We start from the raw sequence: 25951 nt of genomic DNA on the forward strand, positions 1-25951 counted from the left end.
TCAAGCATCTGTTAGGTAAGAATTTACTAACTCCCCCTTACAGGCTCAACTCTCTAATGAGAATTATTGACCGATGGACGCCTTTTTGCTCTCAATTCCTGCCTGAGTTTCTTGTATACCGATGGATCTACTGGCATCATCATCTGTGCAATTCGGTTCCAACTTGAATGGTGATTGTTAACCCCCATGTCCTGTAGAAGTTGCTCAAGGTGACGGAAGGCAAATGGGGCTATGCATGTCCCATTAAATTGAATAAAATGCCCTTCAGTCTTCACCCAGTCAAATTCTGCCTCTATTTCCTTGTGCATTTCCAACGCTGAAGGCAAAACCAAGTTGCCTTTGAAATATTCTACAAGCCACCAAGCTCCTATCTCCGATGTTAATTGGCAAAAGAGGCTGGAGTTGTAGCCGACAAAACCCATCTGCGGAATATCAGGGTGAATGAGATGGCGGTACAGGTGGAAATTTCCTTGGTGATCAATTACCAGACGACGGTCATTTTCTTCAAGAAAAGAGATATCTTGACGAAATCCTGTGCCAAAAATCACGACATTTGCCTGCAACCGCTCACCATTCGCCAATTCCACGCCATCTGTAACAAACCTGGCTATGCTCGTCTTTTTCGCTCGAATTTTGCCAGAACGCACGTGCTTGTAAAATCCTTCAGCAGCTACGTTAGCGGTACAACCTACGAATTTATTCAGGGGTATGTCAGGTAGCATCCTATTAGCATCAAGACCAAATTGTAGGCGGATGAGCGTCTCGTTCGTTCGCCAGAAAGCCCACACCAAGGGCTTTCCTACAGTGTGTAGTACCCGCTCTAGCCCTTGAAGCTGACGATAGGGTAACCAAGCTTCCGCAAAGCGCGTTAACAGAATGTACTTCACGTTGACTAGACTCAGGAAAAATCTAGGAACCTTCCACAAGAGATTGCGAAAGACGAGAGTACATTCCAAGGCTTGAGTAGCAGCAAAGTTGGCAATGTCGGTAGCGGATTTGCCAAAGCCTACAACGATGACGTGTTTACCCTTGATAACAGAGGCATCATTAAATTCGGTGGAATGTAGCACCCTTCCTCCAGATGCTATAAACTCTTCCTGACCAGGTAAGGAAGGAATTTTTGGGATATTGAAAACACCGTTGCATACGAGAACAAAGTCAAATTCATGCTTTTCTTCTCTTATTCTTCTTTGATTATTATCCTGATAGCTGACGCTAATGACCCATCCTAGTTGCCCTCCAGTCCTTCTTGAAACCTTGGTAACTTCTGCTCCAAAGCAAATTCTCTCAGTAACGCCAAAGTGGTGAGCGTAGGACTGCAAGTAATTCCACATCTGCTCTGCTGTGGGCCACTCTGGGTAGGATGCAGGCATAGGATAGTCTGAGAAAGCATATGTGTCGCGGGGGTTCTGAGCGGTTAGCTCTGGGTAAGTTCTTGATTTTTCCCAGACACCACCAAGTCCTTTCTGCTTCTCGAACACGGTAACGTCGTAGCCTTCTTCAATAAAGGTTTTAGCTGCGACTAGACCGCTTATTCCAGCACCAATCACACATATCTGCTTGACTGTCATCTTACTTTCTTCTGCATGAAGCTATTATGGAACTTTTTGACTCAACCACGTTCTCCTGTGGCAGTTTACTGTGCTACTTTTGCCAAAGACATCTCCCTTGAAAGCTGATTACGCAAGAACTCCAGCAATGGATTGATATGCACATCTTCCAGCCATTCACTGGCTATATCCTCAATAACGTGATGTTCTGCAACCAGCGTATTCCCAGAAAAGCGGCGAATGATAGGGTGGATACCAGAGCTGAGCGCGGCTCGGTCAACATCATCTTTGTGGATGCGCTCAACCGCAAAAGGATCTGGACTTGCGTAGATGATATCAAGTCCAAATTCCAGCGTCACGATATAGTAGTGATTGTGCTGACCTAAATCACTATCATGTACGTAATCAGTTGCTATGTCTTCATAGTACAGTGCTGCTTTGCCATCATTAGAAATGACAATTAAGTCGCCCAGAAAACCAGTTTGCTGCCACAATCCCGAGGTTAAATTGACCCTTCTAATAATAGCCTTCGTCAAATTATCAGGAGTAGGGTCAATTAGCTGATGTGGTAACTCTTGGTTATGGTACTTCCGCTCTAAAATGTGGTGTAATGCCCGTATATTATAGCGAAATCCATGAATAAAGCCAGATTGCTTCTTCTTGTAATCCCGCATATGAGTCAATACCCCAACAAAATACAAGTCTTTGATGTTAGTTGATTCCCATTCACTAGTTTGAGCCGGAAAGCGGTTATTGATAACTAGCTCAGGTTGACATGATTCATCAAAAATAGAATCGTCAAAGCGAAATCCAGTACACACAATTACGCGGTCATAAACCAGGTCTTCTTGTTCTTCGCTGGCATGTGTGTAGGAAAAAGACACCACGTATTTACTGTCCCGAAGCTCTATCTTATTGATAGTTGTATCCAGAACTACATTCTGCGACTTTAGCTGGTAACTATCGAGAATATTATTGTTGACTGCTCGCAGATTTCCTACATACTTAGTCTTCCATCCCATGGATACGGGAGTTCGACTGGCTAGGTGAATCAGTGCTGCTGTCCCAATTAAATTATCAGCAGTTTCAAACCCAGAATTGCCTTTGCCAATGATTAAAACCCTTTGATTCGCAAATTCTTCCGGATTTATGGATACATCTGTGTAATTTTCTGCTAACTCGACTCCAGGGATTGGTGGAACGTAGGGTTTAGAAAAACCTGTAGCGATGATTAGGCGTGCTGCAGAATAAACGTTGCCGTTGCTATCCACTACCATGAATTTGTCGTTTTTGGCAATCCTGACAACTTGGCAATTGTATTTAACCTTTAGGTTAAAGTGGGCAGCAAAATCGTTGAGATATCTTACTAGGTCATTTGAATGCGGGAAGTACTCTCTGCTGTAATTTTTAAACCGCATTTCTTCACTATTACTTAGTAGAGAGTTCCAATCCCATCTAAGGTTGATTTCTAGGTCATCGTACCCAGTATAAACTTTATTAATTGAAATCAATTTTTGATGCCGGGGAAAATTCTTGAAGAAAGTTCCGGGAGTATTGCCTGCTTCTAATATTAGGTAATTTCGATTGGCTTTTTCCAGAAAATAGCCCAGTTGAAGCCCAGCGGGACCAGCACCAATAATCAAGTATTCAAACTCTTTCGGTACGTTCATTAATTTCCATTCTCAGACATTTTACTAGATTAAATTGAAATAGATATTGTTAATTTTCTCGAGGGCATAAAGTATTTATAAGCATATTAATTTAACATACTTACAGTTTCAGGAACACAGAAGAATTAACAGTTAGATTATTTATGAGGCTTTAAACTGTTGAACGATAGAGTGTTTTTCTGCATACGCCATCATCTCATTAACGGCTTCCGTGAAAACTTCAAATACTTTCTCAACCACCTCAAAAGCTTTAGCTTTTTGTTCCTCTGTGAGTTGTATGCTTTCAAGCAACTTCTCTATATCATCGGTTCCTGTAACATGACCAATTTCCACACAAAAATGATACTGACCAAAATAGCGATACTTTTGGTTGGTCATTTGTTGGAGTTCCTGCGCTACTTGTGCAGTTAGAGTAAAAGCAACATTTCCTGTTGCCTCTAGCGCCTCAATTGCTGCTAGCACTACAATAGGTTCTGAGCGGAAAGTATGTAGCGCAATTTGATGGCATACCTGGCGTGTTTTATACGTTTCTTTACCCCACAAAAATCTCATAGCATCACTGAACTTCATTGAGTGGTCAAACCCTAGTTTCTCAAGGTCTTCTAGAAACCACACCCAGTGATGATCATCTTCATAAGTGTGCCTGTTGATTAATTCCTGAATTGGTTCATCAGTTCTCTCTTTTCGCAGATCGTATCTATTCAACTGCCCAAAACCCATTACTAAAGGAGTTGCACAAGGTGCCCAAGCTAGCCTTTGCCTTGGGTCTATGCTTTTGTCTTGCAGAAATTTAAAGAACGGTAACTGGGCGAATTCTTGCTTCCTTTTTTCAACCAACGCAAGGACTTCTTTCATTTTCGGGAACCCACATTTAATAATTGAATTTTGGACAAAATTCCCTGTTACACCATGCTTTACAAATAGAGACAATAAACCTCGCTTATTACTTTTGAAGTCAATACTGTGTCGTTGATTTCAAATTTCATGTCATACCAATTTGAAAAAAGAATGCAACACATCGGTTAAACCCCTCCCCAACCCTCCCCTTGCTAAGGCGGAGGTTCCCTCCGTTGTAGCAAGTGGCGTGAGGGTGCCCGATAGGGCGGGAGGGGTTATCTGTCGCAAACATTTTTTAAATTGGTATCAGTATTTATGGTGTTTAACAGTATTTTTCTTTTGTCAGATTTTTATCCTGATAAAATTATTTCCTTTTTTCAGAAGAAAAATATCAGTAAATATCCAGATTTATAAATATTGACTAAAATAAAAGATACATTGTTACTTCAACTACTCAGTAATTTAAAAAGAGTAGGACAAGCTCTATCCGGTTTATTAGTATTTTCTTAGAAATGGAGCGTATTAAGATGGAGAAACAGGGAATTGCTTTGATCTACTTTTCAAGATTATGTATGCTAATGAAAAAGATAATTGTTAAGTTTTAGTTAACTTTTTAGATAGTAACTATCAAATTTGCTGATGGTAAATAGTAGTTTAAATGACTATAAATCTAAAAGAATTTACGTAATTGTTATGTTTACCTGACATTCAGGAGAGCACAAAATATTCTCTTTACCCTGTTTAAAATAAACAATCTACCACACACACGAGTTTACGCCAAATGACAAGCGCGGACGTAGGCACACGTCGAAAGTATAAACAAATGAGTGGGATAAAAAACAGGCTCATGATAGATAGCTAAATAACACAAAACGTGGTATATATTCTCCGCAATATTGTTCTGAATTGACTCAACATTTAGTTAATAATTGGGCTGGTAGTTACGCTTGCGCGCAACCACCAACACATGACTAACTTACTCGTTGTTCATTGCACTTACTTGAGTGGTCACAACTGCTGTTGGTTGCAAAATTGAGGTATGAGCGATGGAATTGTTAGCCAGTGTAAAGAGCGGATTTGACAAAATCCCAGCGATGGAAGTGGCGATTAATGTGACGACCAATCCCACCTGCAAAGGTCTATACCCAGGCAAATTCCAACGCACTTCGGGATAATTCTTCACCACATCGGACATTTCATGAGGTTCCTTAACCACCATCATCCTGACTACGCGGATGTAGTAGTAGATGGAGACGACCGTGGTAATTAACCCCAGCAAGACTAACCCGTATTGTCCAGCCTGCCAACCAGCCCAGAACAAGTAAATTTTCCCGAAGAATCCAGCTAGTGGCGGAATACCACCCAAGGATAGTAGGGAAATGCTTAACCCCAAAGTCAGGAGTGGGTCTTTTTGGTACAAACCAGAGTATTCCACAATTTGGTCTGTTCCTGTCCGCAGGGAGAACAGAATCACGCAGGTAAAGCCGCACAGGTTCATGAACAGGTAGACCAGCAGGTAAAATACCATGCTGGAATATCCTGCTTGTGTCCCAGCGACTAAGCCAATCATGACGAAGCCAGCTTGACCAATGGAAGAATATGCCAGCATCCTTTTCATGCTGGTTTGGGCGAGGGCGACTACGTTACCCAACACCATACTCAGGACGGCGAGGGCGGTGAAGACAAACTTCCATTCCTCAGCAACGAGGGGGAAGGCTGTTGTGAGCAAGCGAATGGCTAAGGCAAACCCAGCTGCTTTGGAACCGACTGATAAAAAGGCAATCACTGGAGTGGGTGCGCCTTCATAAACGTCTGGTGTCCACTGGTGGAAGGGTGCAGCGGAGATTTTGAAGCCAATACCTGCAATTACGAAAACTAGAGCAATCACCAAACCTAGAGATTGACCAAAACCAGATATGGCTATTCCATTGGCGATCGCACTCAATTGAGTTTCTCCACCCGATAAACCGTACAGCAGCGAAGCTCCATACAAAAACACTGCTGTACTGGAAGCGCCAATCAATAGGTATTTCAACGCCGCTTCATTAGAGCGGGGATCACGCTTGGTGTAACCTGTGAGCAAATAGGAGGAGATACTCAAGGTTTCTAGAGAGATGAAAATCATCACCAACTCACTAGCCCCTGATAAAAACATTCCTCCCAGGGTCGCAGTTAGCAAAATCGCTATGAATTCGGCTAATGCAGTACCACTTTGTTCAACGTAGCGAATCGACATCAAAATGGTGACAGCGGCAGACAATGCCACGATACCGCGAAAGACGATACTCAGGTCATCACCATTAAAGGCACCGCCAAAGGAGATGGGATTTGTATTATCCCATTCAAAGTAGAGGGCGACTATAGAAGCAAGTAAACCTGCAATTGCTAGATATCCAATCCAGCGCGAGGATGTCCGCCCTAAAATCAAATCAACGATTAAAACCGCCAAGAGGGTGACAATCACAATCCCCTCTGGCAAAATCGTTCCAGCATTCAACTGGGATGCAAGATTAGCAAAATCCATGAGCTGTAAAGGTTCTGGCTATCAGACGTAATGGTCTAACTGTGTTCATTCTATTGTCTTTTGCTAGCGTTGCATTCACTTGTGTGTATTAAGCCGCCACCATCAGATTAAATTATGTTTAACTTTAGCGCTCGCTATTGAATAGCCAACACAAAGTCGTTCTCTATGTTCTCATACCAATAAGCAGATCGGTAACATACCGATCTGCTTTTACTCAAAAGAGCAGATCCATCTATTGACTGAACTGCTATTTCTGTAGCATATTAAGTTTCGTCTTGCGAATGCTTCTTGTGCCTTTTGGCAATGGCTCTGAAGCTTGCATCAATAACTTCAAGCCTTAATATCGTCTACTAGAATATCCACTGTTAGTGCTTCTACCCCAGCTACCGCTGCTAGAGCGACTATTTTTTTCCTCCCGTGGTCTTGCTTTGTTGACTTTCAGAGCGCGACCCATCCACTCGGCACCATCTAGAGCGTTAATAGCAGCTGACTCTGCCGTTTCTGATTCCATTTCTACAAAAGCAAAACCCCGGGAGCGACCTGTTTCCCTGTCAGTGGGTAGTTGAACGCGCGTTACGGTACCATACTCAGAAAATACCTTAGTGAGGTCGTCTTGTGTGACGCTGTAGGATAGGTTCCCTACGTAAATTGACATGAAACTCTCCAGAATCCAATATACAAGAGATGTCCATCCGGAGAGCCGCTTGCAGTTATTGATAATAACAAGGTCAGAATCGCCGAATTTACTTCTCCTGGATTATCCTAACACAACTTTTTTAAACAAAGGTTAAATCTATCCTTTGGTCTTGATTTTTGGGAATTGTATCTAGTATTACCTATTTTTTTAATACAGAAGTATCACTCTCAAATCTTTCTTAAGATAGATGATTTTTCATACTATTTTTAATAGCAAGTTTCCGGCTGCAATCATATAGGATACAGGTAGTTGATATTAATTTATTTTTAAATTTGAGAATTTCGTTTGCACAAAAAATTTGCTTTCTTCAATTCCCCAACTCACCCAGCCAACTGCCTCTCGTGCTGATTTTCTATAAAGAAGAACAAGCCAGGTATGAATGTATCTTGTACTAAGGCAAGTTATTTTTCCTAAGTAAATTGGCTCAATATCGACACTAGACTCTATAAAAAATAGAGTGTATTCCTGGCAAAAATAAAAAATGAAATATGACACCCTGTCAGATAGTAGTTCGTTACGGCGCCAAGAGTGATGTGATTTCCTAGTATTAACAAATAATGGGTTGCATAGCTTCTCCTGGAAGCAATTGGTTCACACCCCGCATCACAGAAGCTATCAAGTTTTATTGAATTTTGCCATAGCCAATATAAATCTGGGTTTTGTGGAATTGTGTCATGATGCAGGGAGGTGGGGTGGTTCGGGAGATGGGAGATTGGGAGAGAGGACACGGGGAGGGGCAGATCTCCCCATAACAAAAGCCCTAACAATCAGGCAAACTGAAATCATACAAGAAATTTCTGTATTCACCTTGAGGGGGATTTTGAAAACTGTAGTCGTCAATTATGCCTTAGATAAGTTAAAGATTGAGATAACTGGACACTCACACAAGCGCTGCTGCTACCTTTCCCTCTGGGGGGGGACTTGCGCCATTGCGGGCGGTTTGTGTAAGGATGAAATCACATATTCTTTAGCGTGAGGTTTTCGCTTAACCGATGCGCTTTTAATGATTTCAGTTGACTGTTTAGCTTAGCAGCTATTCTTTTTCTTTAAAATTTCCATGTCAACTCTCGTCATCGTTGAATCTCCGACCAAAGCTCGTACCATTCGCAACTACCTGCCAAAAGGCTTTCGGGTGGAAGCATCTATGGGTCATGTGCGTGACCTTCCTCAGTCGGCTAGTGAAATTCCCGCTACTGTAAAGGGGGAGAAGTGGGCGCAGCTCGGGGTAAATGTAGACGCCGACTTTGAACCACTGTATGTCGTCCCTAAAGATAAAAAGAAAATTGTCACTCAGCTCAAAGACGCCCTCAAAGAAGCAGATGAACTGATTTTGGCAACGGACGAAGACCGGGAAGGTGAAAGCATTAGTTGGCATTTACACCAGTTGCTCAAACCAAAAGTTCCAACAAAGCGGATGGTGTTTCACGAAATTACCTCTGACGCCATCAAAAAAGCTTTGAAAAACTGCCGCAACATTGATGAACAGTTGGTTCGCGCCCAAGAAACGCGGCGGATTTTGGACAGACTTGTGGGCTATACCCTGTCTCCCCTGCTGTGGAAAAAAATCGCCTGGGGATTATCTGCTGGGCGCGTACAGTCTGTTGCTGTACGGGTCTTAGTCACCCGGGAACGCCAACGTCGTGCTTTCCGCCAAGGTTCATACTGGGATTTGAAAGCAACGTTAACCCCTGCTGATTCTCCCAAGCAGTCATTTACTTCCCAACTGGTAACACTGGGAGGAACAAGGCTGGCGAATGGTGGTGACTTCGATCCCGCCACAGGGCAAATACCCGCTGATCGCAATGTCGTCTTGCTTAATCAGGCGCAAGCAGAAGCCCTCACCGAACGGCTGACCGGGAAAACCTGGAAAGTCACAGACATCGAGGAACGCCCTGTGACGCGTAAACCCGCGCCGCCCTTTACCACCTCGACCCTGCAACAAGAATCTAACCGGAAACTGCGCCTTAGCGCACGGGACACGATGCGGATTGCCCAGAATTTGTACGAACAGGGGTACATTACCTATATGCGTACAGATTCGGTGCATTTGTCCGATCAGGCGATCGCCGCTGCTCGTGACTGTGTGGAAAAACTTTACGGTAAAGATTACCTTAGCCCCCAACCCAGGCAATACACCACCAAATCTAAAGGCGCACAAGAAGCACACGAAGCTATTCGCCCGGCGGGTAGCAGCTTCCGAACTCCTCAAGAAACTGGCTTAAGTGGTCGGGAGTTCCAGCTGTACGACTTAATTTGGAAGCGCACCGTCGCTACCCAAATGGCAGACTCTCGCCAAACTCAAATCATCGTGCAACTGCTAGTGGAAGATGCTGGTTTTCGCTCCTCAGGCAAACGCATTGACTTTCCGGGGTACTTGCGTGCTTATGTGGAAGGTTCTGACGACCCAGAAGCAGCGCTGGAAGACCAAGAGGTCATCTTGCCTAACCTAAAAGTGGGAGATAGTCCCAACTGTACTGATTTAGAAGCAGTTGGTCACGAAACCCAACCCCCTGCGAGATACACCGAAGCAACTTTGGTGAAAACTCTAGAAAGCGAAGGCATTGGGCGTCCCAGCACCTACGCCAGCATTATTGGCACCATTATTGATAAAGGTTATGCCCAATTGGTGAGTAACGCTCTCATACCCACCTTCACCGCTTTTGCCGTCACGGAACTGTTGGAAAAACACTTCCCCGATGTCGTTGATCCCAGCTTTACCTCCAAGATGGAGCAAACCTTAGATGACATTGCTAGTGGTGAAGCTGCGTGGCTACCCTACCTCAAGGAATTCTATTTAGGAGACAAAGGTCTAGAAACCCTGGTTAAGGAACAGGAAAACCAAATTGATGCAAATGTTGCCCGGACAGTGGAACTGGAAAACCTAGATGCCAAAGTCCGCATTGGGAAATATGGTGCTTATTTGGAAAAGGAGAATGGTGATGGTGTTGTCACCGCTTCCATTCCCAAAGACTTGACTCCTGCAGACCTTGACCCTCAAAAGGTAGAAACCATACTGCGGCAAAAAACCGTAGGTCCCGAACAGCTCGGTCGTCATCCCGAAACGGGTGAACCGATTTATGTGCTCATTGGTCCTTACGGTCCTTACGTCCAGTTGGGTGACAAGTCCGAGGAAAACCCTAAACCTAAACAAGCCTCCTTGCCTAAAGGAATAACGCCGGAAAACGTCACCCTTGAGCAGGCTGTTGGTCTGTTGTCTCTACCCCGAAAACTGGGGGTTCATCCAGCCACCGGCGCTGAAATCCAAGCAAATTTGGGACGCTTTGGACCTTACGTTGTTCATAACCAAAGTGGTGAAAAAGACTATCGGTCTCTCAAAGCAGGGGATAATATATTGACAATTTCTTTGGAACGTGCATTGGAGTTGTTGTCTGAGCCGAAAAAAGGACGCAGTAGCACCAGCAGCAAATCTAAGGCAGCTTTGCGGGAATTGGGTTCTCACCCAGAGGACGGCGAACCAGTCAATATCTACAATGGTCCCTATGGACCTTACATTAAGCACGGCAAAACTAATGTGAGTATCCCAGAAGGTCAATCAGTGGAAGATATGACCCTTGCTTCAGCGCTTGAGTTGTTGGCAACCAAAGCATCAACGACAAAATCTACTCGCAAAACAACGAGTAAATCAGCGAATTCTAACTCTAAATCAACCACAAAGTCGTCAACCACCACTGGCAAAAAAAAATGACAAAAAAGGCTAGTTAAGCTCAAAATTCCACAGTTAATCATCCACAACAGGAGTGGAGGAATGGAGGAGTGGAAGAGTGGGGGAGCAAGCGAAGAGTTCCTCTTTTCCCCACTCTTTCCCTCCCCAACTTCCTGCTTCCTCTTTTTCTGGTCATCTGGGTTGACTATTAACTCTGGACTTTTGACACAAACATTAAAGCTCTTGAAACTGGGTGTCAGGGGATAGGTAAAGAATAAAGAAATTATTAAACAAAATTGAAAATATTCCTAACCCCCTTAACTCCTACACCCCTACTCTCATCAAAACTCTCCTTAGTAGGATGCAGTCTGATAGGGGGTGATGTGATACTCTAAAATGTAGGAGAGAAAATAACACCGAATTTTAAAAGTTCCTCAAGTGTAAACAATCCTAATCTTAAGCCAGAGGTGCAAAAATACTCTGGTTTCCGCGTAAATGATAATAAAGATATTTAGTAGTATCTCAGGAGCGGTCAGTTTAATGGATTATATAGAAAAGGTGCTAGAAAAGCTTAAGGAATTGGCACGCAAGCTGATAGAAGCCCTTTTGGGACCAGAGCCTGAACAGGAGCCGGAGCTGATTCCGATTCCTGTAGACGAACGTTCACGCCGTCGCTAAGAACCTTAACTGTGCTGGAGTAGACATTGCAACCCTTAAGCATTCTGGTGCTGCATGGACCAAACCTGAATTTGCTGGGACAGCGAGAACCAGGAATATATGGTTCCCTAACCTTGGCTGAAATTAATCGCTCCTTAGAAGAAGAAGGAGCAAAACTACAGGCGAAAGTGTTTCCCTTGCAGTCAAATCATGAGGGTATTCTGGTAGATGCTATTCATGAGGCATTAGGGCAACATCACGGAGTTATCATCAATGCAGGGGCATACACTCACACAAGTGTGGCGTTACGAGATGCGATCGCTGGTGTTAACTTGCCTACAGTAGAAGTACATTTGAGTAACATCTATCGTCGGGAAGAGTTCCGTCATCATTCCTATATAGCCCCAGTAGCAATCGGTCAAATTAGTGGTTTTGGGGCACAAAGTTATTTATTAGGCTTGCAGGCACTGGTATATCATTTACGAAAATCATGAATTATGAGTGATGAATTATGAATCTAAATAAGTCATAATTTATAATTCAGAATTTTTGCAGTATGCGCTACTCTCTTGTAAGTCGGTTTAAAGGCACTTTACTCGGCGCACTTGTTGGGGAAAAGATCGCTTCTAGTAGTAGAAATAACTCACAGGGTGCAGGGACGTCGCAAGTCATATCTTTGCACTGGAGTGATTTGGTTATTGTGGGTGGTGAAAGTTTAATTTCTTTGGGTAGATTTGATACAGAAGATTGGCGCAAACGCCAAGAACAAGAACTTAAAAACTTAGAAAATAGCTATGGGGCTATTCTTGCCACATTGCCTATAGCGCTATTTTTTCACGAAAATACGATTAAACTACGACACAACTTGCTGCTTGCGGCGGATTGCCATCATGACCCAATTGTGCGGGATGGAATCTTGGCAGTGGGCTATGCGATCGCGAAATCCCTCACCGAAACACTCACTCCAGCAACCCTCATTTCTCAGACTATCTCCTTTGTTGGGGAAACACCGACAAGCTTGCCAGAAAAATTATTACAAATTAATCATTTGTTAGAATCCAGCGCAGGGTTAGAAAGGGCACAAGCTGAAGTCAGTAAGGAAGAAAAGTTAAGTTATGGTATTGCTCTGGCTTTTTACTGCTTCCTTAGTACGATAGAAGACTTTCGGCTTTCAGTTTTGCGGGCTATTCAAATTAATAATTGTTCAAAAACTGTAGGTGCTATTACTGGTGCTTTATCAGGAGTATACAATAGTGCGGTCGGTATTCCCGTAACTTGGCAGGTTATGCTTTTGCAAGCAAAATCAGAACAAGGGATGACTGGCTCTTCGAGAATGATAAAATTAGCTGAAGCACTTGTGGCTGTATGGTCAGGAGTGTGTGACCTTGCTCCACATCCAGATGAAGTCACCGAAGAAGGAAGTGCGATTGCACCGCGTCTGGGATACTTGCAGGCAACAGCAGCTCCTCGCGTCATTCGGTCACGCTAATGCTATTTCCACTGGTCAATGTAGCTAGATGCCAAGCATTACATAATACAAACGGAGCCTAATCTCATATAGGAAAGTAAGTTTTAATACTAGGATTGAAAAAGAAACCTTAAATCAAAATATGTAGGTACCTATTGTGGCAAATCGGCTTCAAGTATGTTCCCGCTCCGGATTGTCTTGTTTTAAGCTCTCAAAGTAAACAACTGCGGTCATAGGTGATGAAAACGCAGCAATTTTTTCAGTCCTTGACCCAGAAATTGACTTTCTGGCGGCGACAGTACAAAGTACTACGCCGTCATGTGCATTTATCAAAAATAAGTGCCAAAGACGGATACTCAATAGTAAGAGCGTCAAGCTCAATGACACAATCGGTCAAAGATAAAAATGGTATTTACCCAGTCGGTTCGCGTTGGGTGAGAGGAAAGCGTTCCCCCATTGTTTTCGCGATCGTCGTTGTCTTTCTGACAGGGGTTATGGGGCAGAAGTTATACAACCAACCCCAATTGCAAGTGGGGACAGTCGCGCCACAGACGATGAAAGCACCAGCAACTGCAAGAATTGAGAATAAGAAAAAAACCGAGGAAATACGCAAAACCGCAACCACAAGCTCCTTACCATTGCTCATGGTAGATGCACGAATCAATGCAGAAATTAAGCAAAATTTACAACAGATTCTGGAAGAGGGTAACGAAATTCGTACCCCTGTAGGGTCTTTTCCTTTTTTTGATACTTTCGTTTTATCCGTCTCTACCCAGCGTTACCTACGCTCCTGTTCCCATTGGGAATGGCAAGCACTACTGTTATCTGTAGAAAATACTGGTAAGCAGAAGCTAGGACTGTTAACTCAAAAGCAGAAGAGTCAAAAATTTTCTGTCTTAGCATCACCGCAACTGATTGTCTCCACATCACACCAAGCGTCAATACATCCCCCAGTTTCAGCTTCTTACGCAACTAAAGACTCAAAAAATGATTTCCAAAACCCAGACTTTACACAAGCAGTGGCGGAATTAGAAGCTTACCGCCAAACAACTTCCCAGCAAAAGTTATCCTCACTCATCGCTCAAATTGCAAAAGTACGGCAGAGATACGCTCAAGCAAAGACCAAACTGACACAGATCAAAACTGCTAAACCAGAAACAGTGTACGATGAAACATCCCTCATAGACTTGTCAGATGAGGATTGGGCGAAAACCCAAGTGGGAATCCAGCAAAGTGTCAAGCGAATTCTTACCCAAGGTATTTCACCCGGACTACCGCCAAACATTCTCCAAGATGCAGTCAGCCTACAAGTGCAGACGTTGGTACCAAAAGACGCCGAACCCTTGGCTACCCAACTTTTGTTAGCCGTACTTAAGCCAAATCTTAAAAAAGATGAATTAAGAACGCAACTTATGGCTGCAAAGGCAGCTGCTGAGGTAGAACCCGTGATGGTCACTGTACACAAAGGTGAGGTGATTGTCCACCTGGGACAGACGATTACCGCATGGAACTTTGACGTACTGGAGCATTATCACCTGATTGAGCGCGAAATTCATTGGCTGGGATTGATAGAGTTAGGGAGCGCTGTCAGTGGGTGTGTTGGTGTTTTTGCCTTTGTAGAACGGCGAATTAGATGCCGATTGCGGCACAGCGATCGCCTGTTGGTGTTGCTGCTCACCCTAAGTGTACCACTGGTACTGATGATGGGTACACGGTATACCACCTGGAGCGCCGTGGGTTTATTGTTAGGTAGCTTCTACGGACCAACTTTGGGCGTGACTGTGATTGGGCTGCTGTCGCTCCTGCTACCCATAAGTCTAGAAATGAGTAAAATTGCGCTTTTGGCGGGTGCATCTGGGGGATTTTTGGGCAGTTGCGTAGCACAAAAGTTGCGATCGCGTGAGGAATTAGCACTTCTTAGTGTTGCGATCGCCTCAACAGAGGGTGGTGTTTACTTGATCCTCAAGCTCTTGGTGAGTGCAGCTTTTGGCATTCCTTCGTACTACATCATCCTACAAGAAACTGCATTATTTGCTTTATCGGGCTTAGTGTGGAGCATCGTGGGGATGGGGTTGAGTCCTTATCTAGAAAAACTATTTGATTTAGTAACCCCAATCCGTTTAGCAGAACTAGCCAACCCCAACCGTCCCTTATTGAAAAGACTGGCGACTGAAACTCCCGGAACCTTTCAGCATACCTTATTTGTCGCTACCCTTGCCGAAGCAGCTGCCAAACAACTAGGATGCAATGTCGAACTTGTAAGAGCAGGCACATTATACCACGATATTGGTAAAATGCACGACCCCATGGCATTTATTGAAAATCAAATGGGGGAACCGAATAAACACGATACAGAAATTAAAGACCCCTGGATCAGTGCGGAAATTATCAAAAAGCACGTTAGTGAAGGCTTGGTGATGGCACGGAAGCACAGTTTACCATCCTCAATTCAAGCTTTTATTCCAGAACATCAGGGAACGATGCAAATTGCCTATTTCTATCACCAAGCACAGCAAATGGCGCTCTCGGATCCTAGTTTAAAAGTCAACGAGGCAGATTTTCGCTACGATGGTCCAATTCCCCAGTCACGAGAAACCGCCATCGTCATGTTAGCAGATACCTGCGAAGCGGCGCTGCGATCGCTTAGAGACGCCACTCCAGAAAAAGCCCTGGCAATGTTAAATAATATTCTTCGTGCTAGATGGCAAGACAATCAACTGGTAGATTCTGGGTTAACACGAGAGGAAATGAGCCAAATTGCTGAAATTTTCGTGCAAGTTTGGCAGCAATTCCACCATAAGCGCATTGCTTACCCAAAGTTAAGAGGACACGGTACAGGTGACAGGGAACAGGAGACAGTGAGAGAGTAGGGTACAGGGAGAAAGGAAAAACCTGTAACCTAGTGCTGGGGAATATCTACCGCGCTAAGTAGAAAAACCATATCCCCCGCCTCCTGGAGTTTCGATCACAAACACATCCCCACAATTCATTTCCACCACAGCTTTACTACCCAATTCCTCAACAGTTCCATCACTTCTTTCAACATAATTTCTCCCAACTACACCCGCTTCACCACCGTGCAAACCAAAAGGCGAAACAACACGGTGATTAGACAAAATCCCCGCAGTCATTGTCTCTTGAAAACGCAGGCGACGAATCACACCATTTCCCCCATGATGATGTCCTTTTCCACCACTTTGGGTACGAATTGCAAAACTTTCTAAAAGTACGGGAAAGCGCCATTCTAATACTTCTGGATCAGTCAGACGGGAATTTGTCATGTGTGTATGCACTGCATCTGTACCATGAAAATCTGCACCCGCACCAGAACCACCACAAATAGTTTCATAATATTGATAGCGTTCATTTCCAAAAGTGAAATTATTCATTGTTCCTTGAGATGCGGCCAACACACCCAACGCACCATATAAAGTATCGGTAATGGCTTGAGAAGTTTCCACATTTCCCGCCACCACAGCAGCAGGATAACGGGGATTCAACATACACCCTTCAGGAATAATAATTTCTAAAGGTTTCAGACAACCTGCATTCAAGGGGATATCATCATTTACTAACGTCCGAAAAACGTATAAAACTGCTGCTTTACACACCGCAGCAGGGGCATTGAAATTATTAGGTTGTTGCGGCGAAGTTCCAGTAAAATCTATTTTGGCGCTACGCTGTTGGCGGTTAATTGTAATTGCAACCTGAATAACACTACCATCATCTAAAGAATAGTGAAAACTGCCATCTTTCAAAACCTCAATAACACGACGCACCGATTCTTCGGCATTATCTTGTACAAATCCCATATAAGCTTGTACACTTTCTAATCCGTAGTGTTCCACCATTTTATGGAGTTCTTGTACACCACGTTCATTTGCCGCAATTTGTGCTTTTAAATCGGCAATATTATTTTTTATGTTCCTGACTGGATAAGTACCTTTGGTAACTAATTCAACAAGTTCTTTTTCTCTGAATTTCCCCCCATCAACCAACTGAAAGTTATCAAGTAAAATGCCTTCTTCTTCTACACTTATGCTGTTTGGTGGCATAGAACCGGGAGTGATACCGCCAATATCTGCATGGTGTCCGCGTGAGGCGAGGTAGAAGAGGGGAGTGGGGGGAGTGGGGGAAGGGGGGGAGGTAGAGAAAACGGGGGTAATAACGGTAATATCGGGGAGGTGAGTCCCGCCATTGTAGGGGTTGTTTGAGGCGAAGACATCCCCAGGTTTGATGGTGTCGCCATAAGCAGATATCAAAGCTTGCACGCTTTCACTCATGGAACCGAGATGCACGGGAATGTGAGGCGCGTTTGCTACCAATTGTCCAGAAGCATCAAAAATTGCACAAGAAAAATCCAGCCTTTCTTTAATATTTACTGAGGAACTGGTATTTTGTAGAGTGATGCCCATTTGTTCGGCGATCGCCCGAAACAAATTGTTGAAAATTTCCAGCATCACTGGATCGGGTTTTTGTCTTTTGTCCACGTCCGTCGCTTTGTCCTTCGCGACTGACGCCTGATCACTGACAACAGATAAAACCAGATGATTGCGTGGAGTTAATTGGGCTTGCCAATGCGGTTCTACAATATTCGTACCCGTTGCTTCCACAATGATAGCTGGACCAGAAATGCAATCACCCGGTTGCAAATCATCTCGTTGATAAACTGGAGTTGAATGCCATGCACCAGCAGTGTACATCTGCACAGTATCAACCGTTATTGGCTTTTCAGGATTCTTACGTGAAACCACTGCTTCCACTGGCACATTATTCTTAACCACCACCTCAACCGAAACCGCCTCAACAATCAGCCGTTTCTCAGGCGCAACAAACCCATAACGCTGACGATGCAACTCCTCAAACTGAGACTTCATCGCCCCCACATCACCAAAATCGATTACCAACGCTGAATCCGTCCCCTCATACTTAAGACGCACCTTTCGTAAACTCTCAATCTCTCCTTCCTCTGCGCCCTCTGCGTCTTGGCGGTATGTCCTCCGGACACGCTGCGCGAACGTTTCCTTCTTCCCCTCCTCCTCCAACTCCACCAACACACCTTTCAACTGCGACACCAACCCCTCATTCAAAACACTTTCCACCGCCTTTTCACGAATCACCCGTGCATCCGCTAAACCCATGCCATAAGCCGACAACACCCCAGCGTAAGGATGAATAAACACCTGCTTCATTCCCAACGCATCTGCAATCAAGCAAGCGTGTTGCCCCCCTGCACCGCCAAAGCAACACAAAGTATATTCCGAAACATCATAACCACGCTGAAGCGAGATTTTCTTAATCGCGTTCGCCATTTTTTCAACTGCGATCGCAACAAACCCCAGCGCCACCTCTTCCGGTGTGCGATGATCACCGATAGACGCTGCCAACTCGATAAACTTCTGCCGTACCACCTCTGCATCCAAGGGCAAATCAGCATTTCGTCCAAACACCTTGGGAAAGAATGCAGGTTGTAACTTGCCAACCATCACATTGCAATCCGTCACCGTCAGCGGACCACCCTTAGAATAAGAAGCAGGTCCTGGATTTGCCCCTGCTGACTCTGGTCCTACCCGATACCGCGAACCATCGAATTGCAAAATCGAACCGCCACCCGCCGCCACGGTGTGAATTGCCATCATTGGCGTACGCAAGCGCACCCCAGCCACTTCCGTTTCAAAAGTGCGTTCATATTCACCATTGTAATGAGCGACATCTGTAGATGTGCCACCCATGTCAAAGCTGATCATCTTATCAAATCCTGCCATGAGGCTGGTTTGCACCGCCCCAACAATACCGCCAGCCGGACCAGATAAAATACTGTCTTTGCCTTGAAAGTTCTCAGCATCCGCTAGTCCCCCATTGGATTGCATGAACATCAGCTTAACTGGGGAGTGCGGAGATGGGGAAGTGGGGGAAGATGGGGAAGTGGAGGAAGTATTTTCTCCCCCAACTCCCCCTCCTCTCAACTGACTCGCCACCTGATCTACATACCGACGCAGAATTGGCGACAAATAAGCATCTACGATGGTGGTGTCGCCTCGACTAACTATTTTCATTAACGGGCTGACTTCGTGGGATACTGAGATTTGGGTAAATCCTATTTCCTTTGCTATGGTTGCCACCCGCTTCTCGTGTTCCGGGTAGCGGTAACCGTGCATAAAAACTATGGCACAGGAAAGAATCCCATCATCATATGCCGCTTGCAATTGGGGACGAACAGCGTCGAGATTTACGGGAATAAATTCTTCCCCCAGGGCGCTGTAGCGTTCCTCTACCTCAATGACCATCTCATATAGCATTTCTGGCAGAATAATCTGACGGGCAAAGATATCGGGACGGTTTTGATAACCAATTCGCAATGCATCCCGAAATCCTTTGGTGATAATTAACACTGTGGCATCGCCCTTTCGTTCCAGTAGTGCATTCGTCGCCACAGTAGTTCCCATCTTCACCACCGCAATTTGATCTGCTGGAATCGGCGCCTCAGATGGAATTCCCAAAATCTCCCGAATTCCTTGGACTGGTGCATCGGTGTAGCGTTCGGGGTTCTCTGATAGCAACTTGTGAACGACCAACCGCCCATCAGGACGCTTCGCCACAATATCAGTGAATGTACCCCCCCTGTCAATCCAAAATTCCCAACGGGAAGAAGATGCTGATACCGCAGTCATGGTAGATTCCTCGTTGCCAGTTATGCTAAGTTCAGGGTTATTATTTTTATTAAAGTATCAGATGCTTACTTTAGATGCTTAACTTTATCGGTTCATTAAATATTCCTCTAAGGTAGCTGCATGATTGTGCAAAAAAAACAATGGTTGCAAACGGCTTTCCAGCTTAAGGGTTCAATTATCACAGCAATTTATCAACGTGTTTTTTGGTGTGGGATTTTTGGTTTTTTGATTTCTATACTTTACCATTTTCGACTGCCTGTATCTCAACCAATTTTAGAAAGTGTTATTCCCAGTATTGTTTTAGGTTTATTACTGGTTTTCCGCACCAATACAGCTTACGAACGCTTTTGGGAAGGAAGAAAATGTTGGGGTAATATCGTAAATCAAGTCCGAAATTTAGCGCGGCAAATTTGGGTATCAGTAGATGAAATCACCCCAGAGGATAGAGAAAATAAAATTTCAGTTTTGCGGTTATTAGTCGCTTTTGCCGTGGCAACTAAATTACATTTACGGGGAGAAGCTGTAAATAGTGAGTTAAAAGAATTCATGGCATCCTCTAAGTACCTCACGCTGAAGACGATGAATAATCCTCCCCTAGAGGTCGCTTTTTGGATTGGAGATTATTTACAACACCAGTACAACCGCAATTGCCTAAATAACTACCAGTTGATATCCAACCAAGAACTTTTGAATAGTCTAGTTGATAGTTTAGGAGCTTGCGAACGCATTTTAAAGACTCCCATGCCACTAGCATATGCCATTCATCTGAAGCAATTGTTGTTACTTTATTGCCTCTTGCTACCTTTTGAACTGGTACACAATCTGGGTTGGTGGACGGGTTTAATTGTTGCTTTGATTAGTTTTACTTTGTTCGGCATTGAAGCTATCGGTGTTGAGATAGAAAACCCCTTTGGTCACGATACTAACGATTTGCCATTAGATGCAATTTGCAATACGATGAAACGTAATATCGAAGATTTAATCAGCCTGACTCCCAGCGTTTACTCTTACACAGAAAAGGAAATCGTGAGTGGGAAAGAAAGTAACTAGTAAAAAAATTCTTTTGACTTAAGAAAGAACTCAGAAGTCAGAACACAGAACTCAGCATGAATTTTGTACGACTGAGTGATAATTAAGGTACGAAGCCGTGGGGATATTCTGATTTGTGAATTCTGCGTCCTGAGTTCTCCTCAACCCCTTTTCATAACCGCCGAATACCGCTTTCCAAACCTTGACAGACACCAGTGAGAAAATCTAAATCCAAAGTATCAATAGTATCGCTGGGTTTATGATAGTTTGGATTTCGCATAAATGCCGTGTCTGTTACCATTATTGCTGGATAACCTGCATCCCAAAAAGGCGCATGGTCACTTTGTCTTGTCTGCCGAACGATTAAACCTCTGTTAGGTACTGGTAGCCACTGACTCGGTACACCAACTTTACGAATACTGCGGCTAATACAAATTAAGTCACGAGTTGTCCGCCAATTACCAATTAAAGCAATAAAATCTCCACGATTTGGGTAAAAGCGTTCCAGAGGAGGAGGGTAACTTTGAGAACCTGGAGTCGCAGCGCAATAGCCCAACATTTCTAGAGAAATCATTAAGCGTAGTGGTTGCTGTTCTTGCTTTAGCTTAACTGCATAGTCAGTGCTACCTAGTAAACCGTATTCTTCCATATCAAAAGCTACTAGCCGCAAGGGATGTTTTGTCGGTTCGGTAGCAAACATTCTTGCCAATTCCAGCAAAACCGCCACACCCGTGGCATTATCATCAGCCCCTGGTGTTCCAGGTACTGCATCATAATGGGCACCAATTAAAATTGGTGGCAATCCCTTTTGTGGCTCACCTTGTGAAGGTAAATTCAATATGAGGTTTTCACAGGTTTGGTTCCCGACTCTAAAGGTGTGGATTTCCACACTTCCATATTGTGCAAGTTGTTGACGAATGTATTCTTGGACAAAAAAATGTCCAGCAGTCGCCAGATAAGGATCACGTTCGCGGGCTATTGATGTGAGGTGATTTTCCAGTTGATTCTTCAGATTCACAAATTAACTAGCACTGAACACTGTTTGACCATGTAATTCTCAACAGCAAGATACAATAAATCAAGCATTAGTTCTAAACGAATTCATTTATAAGACACTATAGGAGAACAGTAACGCATGGGCAAGGTAGTCGGCATTGACTTGGGTACAACCAACTCAGTAGTTGCCGTCATGGAGGGTGGCAAGCCGGTGGTCATTGCCAATGCAGAAGGAATGCGAACAACTCCCTCCGTTGTTGGTTTTAGTAAGGAAGGCGAAAGAGTTGTTGGGCAAATGGCACGGCGGCAAACCGTCCTCAACCCACAAAATACATTTTTCGCCGTAAAACGCTTCATTGGGCGCAGGTATGCCGAAATAAGTCCAGAATCAAAGCGAGTCCCCTACACTATCCGTAAAGACGAGGTTGGTAACATCAAAATTTCTTGTCCCCGCCTCGATAAGGATTTTGCCCCAGAAGAAATTTCTGCGATGGTGCTGAAGAAGTTGGCAGAAGACGCCAGTAAGTACCTGGGTGAACCAGTGACAGGGGCAGTCATTACCGTACCAGCTTATTTTAATGATTCCCAACGACAGGCAACACGGGATGCTGGTAGAATAGCAGGTTTAGAAGTGCTGCGGATTCTCAATGAACCCACCGCTGCTTCTTTAGCTTATGGGTTAGATCGCGGCAACAGCGAAACCATATTAGTATTTGACTTGGGTGGAGGCACGTTTGACGTGTCGGTTCTAGATGTTGGCGATGGGGTATTTGAAGTCAGAGCCACTAGTGGAGATACGCAACTTGGTGGTAATGATTTTGACAAAAAAATAGTCGATTGGTTGGCAGAGAAATTTTTGGAAACCGAAGGAGTAGACTTAAGACGCGATCGCCAAGCTTTACAACGTCTGATGGAAGCGGCGGAAAAAGCCAAAATTGAACTTTCCTCCGTCAGTATAACCGAGATTAATTTACCCTTTATCACCGCCACAGAAGAGGGTCCCAAACATCTCGAAACTCGGTTGACTCGTTCTGAGTTTGAAGGTTTGTGCGATGACTTACTTGGACGGGTGCGCCTTCCAGTCAAACGCGCACTGAAAGATGCTGGTCTAACACCTGCAGACATTGATGAAGTTGTGCTGGTGGGTGGTTGCACGCGTATGCCAATGGTACAGCAGCTTGTACGGGCAATGATTGGCAAAGAACCCAACCAAAACGTCAATCCTGATGAAGTTGTAGCGGTGGGTGCAGCAATACAAGCGGGTATTCTCGCTGGCGAACTCAAGGATGTGCTGCTATTGGATGTCACGCCCTTATCTCTGGGATTAGAAACCGTCAACGGCGTGATGAAAAAACTCATTCCCCGCAACACCACCATACCAGTCCGTCGTTCTGACATTTTTTCCACATCAGAAAATAACCAAAACACCGTGGAAATCCACGTTGTCCAAGGCGAACGCGAGATGGCAGCAGATAACAAGTCCCTCGGACGGTTCAAGCTGTATGGCATCCCACCAGCACCACGCGGGGTACCTCAAGTTCAGGTGTCATTTGATATAGATGCTAACGGCATTTTACAGGTAACGGCTCTCGATAGAACCACAGGGAGAGAGCAGAGTATCACAGTCCAAGGCGCTTCTACCTTAAACGAAGCAGAAATCAGGCAGGCAATCCAGGATGCTGAGAGATACGCCGATATAGACCGAGAACGTAAAGAACGAGTAGAAAAACGCACTCGTGCTGAGGCATTGATTATACAAGCAGAACGACAACTTAGAGAAGTGGCGCTGGATTTCGGGATGCAATTTGCCCGCAGCCGTCGTCAAAGAATAGATAATATCTGCCGAGAACTGCGTGAGAGTTTACAAGCCAATGATGACAGAGGCATTGACCAAGCCTACGCTGACCTGCAAGATGCTTTGTATGAGCTAAATCGGGAAGTCCGCCAGTATTACGTAGACGACGAAGAAGACGACCTGTTCGGTACTATCCGTGACATCTTCACTGGCGGCGAGAAGGAAAGGGAACGCGAATCTCCAAGGGAGACGTACCGCGATACTCTTGGAGGGAGCCGTCCAAGAGGCGATAGCCCAGAACGCCCGCCCTACAGGGGCGATCGCGATTACTATGGTAGAGACTACGACAGAGATTATAACAGGGACTATGACAGAGGAGGTCGTTCCTCCTACGACAGCGGTTCTTCACGCAAACCCCGTCCTAGCTACCAGGATAACTGGGACGATGAGGATGATGATTGGTTATGACATCTTCTAGATATTTGTTGGAAATGGGGCTATAACTTTCACTGGCCAGAAACCCTGCCCCTAACCCTTAAAATGACGCCTTACAGATGGAATGAAAGATAAAGAGGTTGATTCGGCATTCGGATTTGGGACCTGGTACTTGGTAATAGGTAATTAGTGAGTAGTTCAATAATTAATGAACTACCATTAAAAAATTTAAAATCTAAAAATTTAAAGATAAACAACTGAAGTATGCCAAATTTGCAGAATTTTCGCGATTACTACGAGATTTTAGGAGTACCTAAAGAGGCAACAAATGAAGAAGTTAAAAAGAATTATCGACGGTTAGCGCGTCAGTATCACCCAGACCTTAATCCAGGAAACAAAGCTGCAGAGGAAAAATTTAAGGATATTGGTGAGGCTTATGAAGTCCTAAGCGATCCAACGAAACGCGCACGGTATGACGAGTTTAGCCGTTTCTGGGAACAAAAAGGCTTTGGAGGCAAACAGGCATCACGAGGAGCTAAAACTTGGGAAAATCGCTCTAACGGTCGTAGTAGTCCTCAAGAGGTAGATCCAGGGAAATATGCTGATTTTGATAGTTTTATTAATCAAGTCATTGGTGTAGGGGTTCGCAAAGACAATAGAAACGAAAACTCCACCAATGGCGCTAATAGCGATCCGTTTAGTTCACCTAACAGAAAAGTTCAATATACAGTCAACTCCCGACCCACTCGTCGGGATATAGAAGCAAGATTGACCCTGCCACTGGAAAAAGCTTATAGAGGTGGATCGGAGAGGATTCGCCTAGAAGATGGGCGATCGCTCGAAGTGAATATGCCTCCAGGTATGGTAACAGGTCAAACTATCCGCCTGAAAAACCAAGGAATCAATAGTGGCGATTTATACTTAAAAATTACTGTCAATCCTCATTCTTTATTTAAAATAGAAGGCTCAAATGTACACACTCAGGTGCCGGTGACTCCTACTGAAGCAGTCTTGGGAGGACAGGTAGAAGCACCAACCCTAGATGGACCAGTGAAAATGTCTATTCCCCCAGGTGTCAGGTCTGGTCAACGCTTCCGCCTTGCCAACAAAGGCTACCCTAAGGAAAATGGCGAACGTGGTGACCAATTGGTGGAAATTCAGATAGTTGCTCCAAAAAATATTAGTCAGCAAGAACGTGAACTTTACGAAAAGTTACGGCAGATAGAAACCTTTAAACCCCGCGCTGATTTAGTGAAATAGGTAGTGGTTAGTAGTTAGTGGATAGTGGATAGTAGTTAGTAGAAAATACAACTACCAACTACCAATCATCTGCTGGGCAGTTGGTTGGGTTTAGAATATTAGAAAAAACTTTATCGCCAAGTGACTCAAACAGCCGTGAATAAGAATGGGGCAATGCCACAAAGCAGCGAACCGACCTATTACTCCCTGCTAGGACTGCATCCCTCCGCCTCGGCAATCGAAATCCGTCGCGCTTACCGGGAACTGAGCAAGCACTATCATCCAGATACGACAAAATTGCCCACTCCTGTAGCTACTGCCAAATTTCAGCAACTTAACGAGGCGTACGCCACCCTCAGCAGTCCAGAACGGAGATTTAGCTACGACCTGAAAATTGGTTATTCGCGCTTTGGGGTGATCCAACCACCCCCCGACTTGAATCATCCTGTTTCCTATTCCTACGACTGGTCGAAATCAGCTTACCTTGATGCCAGCGATCGCCCCCTCTCAACTGGCGAAATCTTTGCTTTGTTTATTCTGGGACTGACATTTTTAACTTGCTTGCTGCTAGTGATCGCGATCGGTTTAACCCGTGGTGAGGCTGCCTTCCAAACGCAACTGCTACAAAATACCCCAGCAGTACAACAACGCGATATCAGTATTTCTCAACCAACACCCCCTATCTTATTAAGTTAATTAAAAATAAAATTTTTTTGATT

The 25951-nt window shown here is 44.4% G+C and carries 17 protein-coding genes; 10 read left to right on the top strand and 7 right to left on the bottom strand.

Annotation, left to right across the window (positions count from 1 at the left end):
• Positions 1 to 53 precede the first annotated feature (53 nt).
• The 5 genes from MAS10914_RS0125050 to MAS10914_RS0125070 all read right to left on the bottom strand — a co-directional run bounded on the left by MAS10914_RS0125050 (position 54) and on the right by MAS10914_RS0125070 (position 7236).
• Entirely contained in the window at positions 54 to 1571 is a 1518-nt protein-coding gene (locus MAS10914_RS0125050) for a flavin-containing monooxygenase (protein ID WP_017318691.1), read from the bottom strand.
• A 65-nt stretch (positions 1572 to 1636) separates the two neighbouring features.
• On the bottom strand, positions 1637 to 3220 hold the full coding sequence (locus tag MAS10914_RS0125055) for an NAD(P)-binding domain-containing protein (RefSeq protein WP_017318692.1): 1584 nt from the start codon (positions 3218 to 3220) through the stop codon (positions 1637 to 1639).
• A 141-nt stretch (positions 3221 to 3361) separates the two neighbouring features.
• Positions 3362 to 4075, bottom strand: coding sequence for a hypothetical protein (locus MAS10914_RS0125060; RefSeq protein WP_017318693.1), 714 nt, complete (start codon positions 4073 to 4075; stop codon positions 3362 to 3364).
• A 958-nt stretch (positions 4076 to 5033) separates the two neighbouring features.
• Entirely contained in the window at positions 5034 to 6581 is a 1548-nt protein-coding gene (locus tag MAS10914_RS0125065; protein WP_017318694.1) for an NAD(P)H-quinone oxidoreductase subunit N, read from the bottom strand.
• A 337-nt stretch (positions 6582 to 6918) separates the two neighbouring features.
• A complete protein-coding gene (locus MAS10914_RS0125070) occupies positions 6919 to 7236 on the bottom strand; it encodes an RNA recognition motif domain-containing protein (RefSeq protein WP_017318695.1) in 318 nt (105 codons plus the stop codon).
• A 628-nt stretch (positions 7237 to 7864) separates the two neighbouring features.
• On the opposite strand from MAS10914_RS0125070, the gene MAS10914_RS0125075 reads away from it, so the two are divergent.
• The 6 genes from MAS10914_RS0125075 to MAS10914_RS0125100 all read left to right on the top strand — a co-directional run bounded on the left by MAS10914_RS0125075 (position 7865) and on the right by MAS10914_RS0125100 (position 15937).
• Positions 7865 to 8254 carry a hypothetical protein gene (locus tag MAS10914_RS0125075; protein ID WP_156818238.1) on the top strand — a complete coding sequence of 130 codons (390 nt, stop codon included), beginning with the start codon at positions 7865 to 7867 and terminating at the stop codon, positions 8252 to 8254.
• An 81-nt stretch (positions 8255 to 8335) separates the two neighbouring features.
• On the top strand, positions 8336 to 10984 hold the full coding sequence (topA, locus tag MAS10914_RS0125080) for a type I DNA topoisomerase (protein WP_017318697.1): 2649 nt from the start codon (positions 8336 to 8338) through the stop codon (positions 10982 to 10984).
• 498 nt (positions 10985 to 11482) lie between these two features.
• Entirely contained in the window at positions 11483 to 11620 is a 138-nt protein-coding gene (locus MAS10914_RS35060) for a hypothetical protein (protein ID WP_017318698.1), read from the top strand.
• A 26-nt stretch (positions 11621 to 11646) separates the two neighbouring features.
• Positions 11647 to 12093, top strand: a complete 447-nt coding sequence (aroQ, locus tag MAS10914_RS0125090) for a type II 3-dehydroquinate dehydratase (protein ID WP_017318699.1) — start codon at positions 11647 to 11649, stop codon at positions 12091 to 12093.
• 62 nt (positions 12094 to 12155) lie between these two features.
• Positions 12156 to 13088, top strand: a complete 933-nt coding sequence (locus MAS10914_RS0125095; protein ID WP_017318700.1) for an ADP-ribosylglycohydrolase family protein — start codon at positions 12156 to 12158, stop codon at positions 13086 to 13088.
• A gap of 218 nt (positions 13089 to 13306) precedes the next feature.
• On the top strand, positions 13307 to 15937 hold the full coding sequence (locus MAS10914_RS0125100; protein ID WP_026082801.1) for an HD family phosphohydrolase: 2631 nt from the start codon (positions 13307 to 13309) through the stop codon (positions 15935 to 15937).
• Between the two features lie 54 nt (positions 15938 to 15991).
• Here the strand turns inward: MAS10914_RS0125100 and MAS10914_RS0125105 are convergent, their stop codons facing one another.
• Positions 15992 to 19738 carry a hydantoinase B/oxoprolinase family protein gene (locus MAS10914_RS0125105; protein ID WP_017318702.1) on the bottom strand — a complete coding sequence of 1249 codons (3747 nt, stop codon included), beginning with the start codon at positions 19736 to 19738 and terminating at the stop codon, positions 15992 to 15994.
• A 120-nt stretch (positions 19739 to 19858) separates the two neighbouring features.
• Between MAS10914_RS0125105 and MAS10914_RS0125110 the strand changes: the two genes are divergently transcribed.
• Positions 19859 to 20788 (top strand): bestrophin family protein, encoded by a 930-nt coding sequence (locus tag MAS10914_RS0125110; protein WP_017318703.1) that lies wholly within the window; start codon positions 19859 to 19861, stop codon positions 20786 to 20788.
• A 151-nt stretch (positions 20789 to 20939) separates the two neighbouring features.
• Here the strand turns inward: MAS10914_RS0125110 and MAS10914_RS0125115 are convergent, their stop codons facing one another.
• Positions 20940 to 21785, bottom strand: a complete 846-nt coding sequence (locus tag MAS10914_RS0125115) for a M28 family peptidase (protein ID WP_017318704.1) — start codon at positions 21783 to 21785, stop codon at positions 20940 to 20942.
• A 117-nt stretch (positions 21786 to 21902) separates the two neighbouring features.
• On the opposite strand from MAS10914_RS0125115, the gene dnaK reads away from it, so the two are divergent.
• From dnaK to MAS10914_RS0125130, 3 genes are all read left to right on the top strand, one after another.
• Positions 21903 to 24026: a molecular chaperone DnaK gene (dnaK, locus tag MAS10914_RS0125120; protein WP_017318705.1), complete on the top strand. Its 2124-nt coding sequence runs from the start codon at positions 21903 to 21905 to the stop codon at positions 24024 to 24026.
• A 231-nt stretch (positions 24027 to 24257) separates the two neighbouring features.
• Positions 24258 to 25253, top strand: coding sequence for a DnaJ C-terminal domain-containing protein (locus MAS10914_RS0125125; RefSeq protein ID WP_017318706.1), 996 nt, complete (start codon positions 24258 to 24260; stop codon positions 25251 to 25253).
• A gap of 153 nt (positions 25254 to 25406) precedes the next feature.
• Positions 25407 to 25928 (top strand): J domain-containing protein, encoded by a 522-nt coding sequence (locus MAS10914_RS0125130; protein WP_017318707.1) that lies wholly within the window; start codon positions 25407 to 25409, stop codon positions 25926 to 25928.
• The last annotated feature ends 23 nt before the right edge of the window (positions 25929 to 25951 follow it).

This window comes from Mastigocladopsis repens PCC 10914, from assembly GCF_000315565.1.
Lineage (GTDB): Bacteria > Cyanobacteriota > Cyanobacteriia > Cyanobacteriales > Nostocaceae > Mastigocladopsis > Mastigocladopsis repens.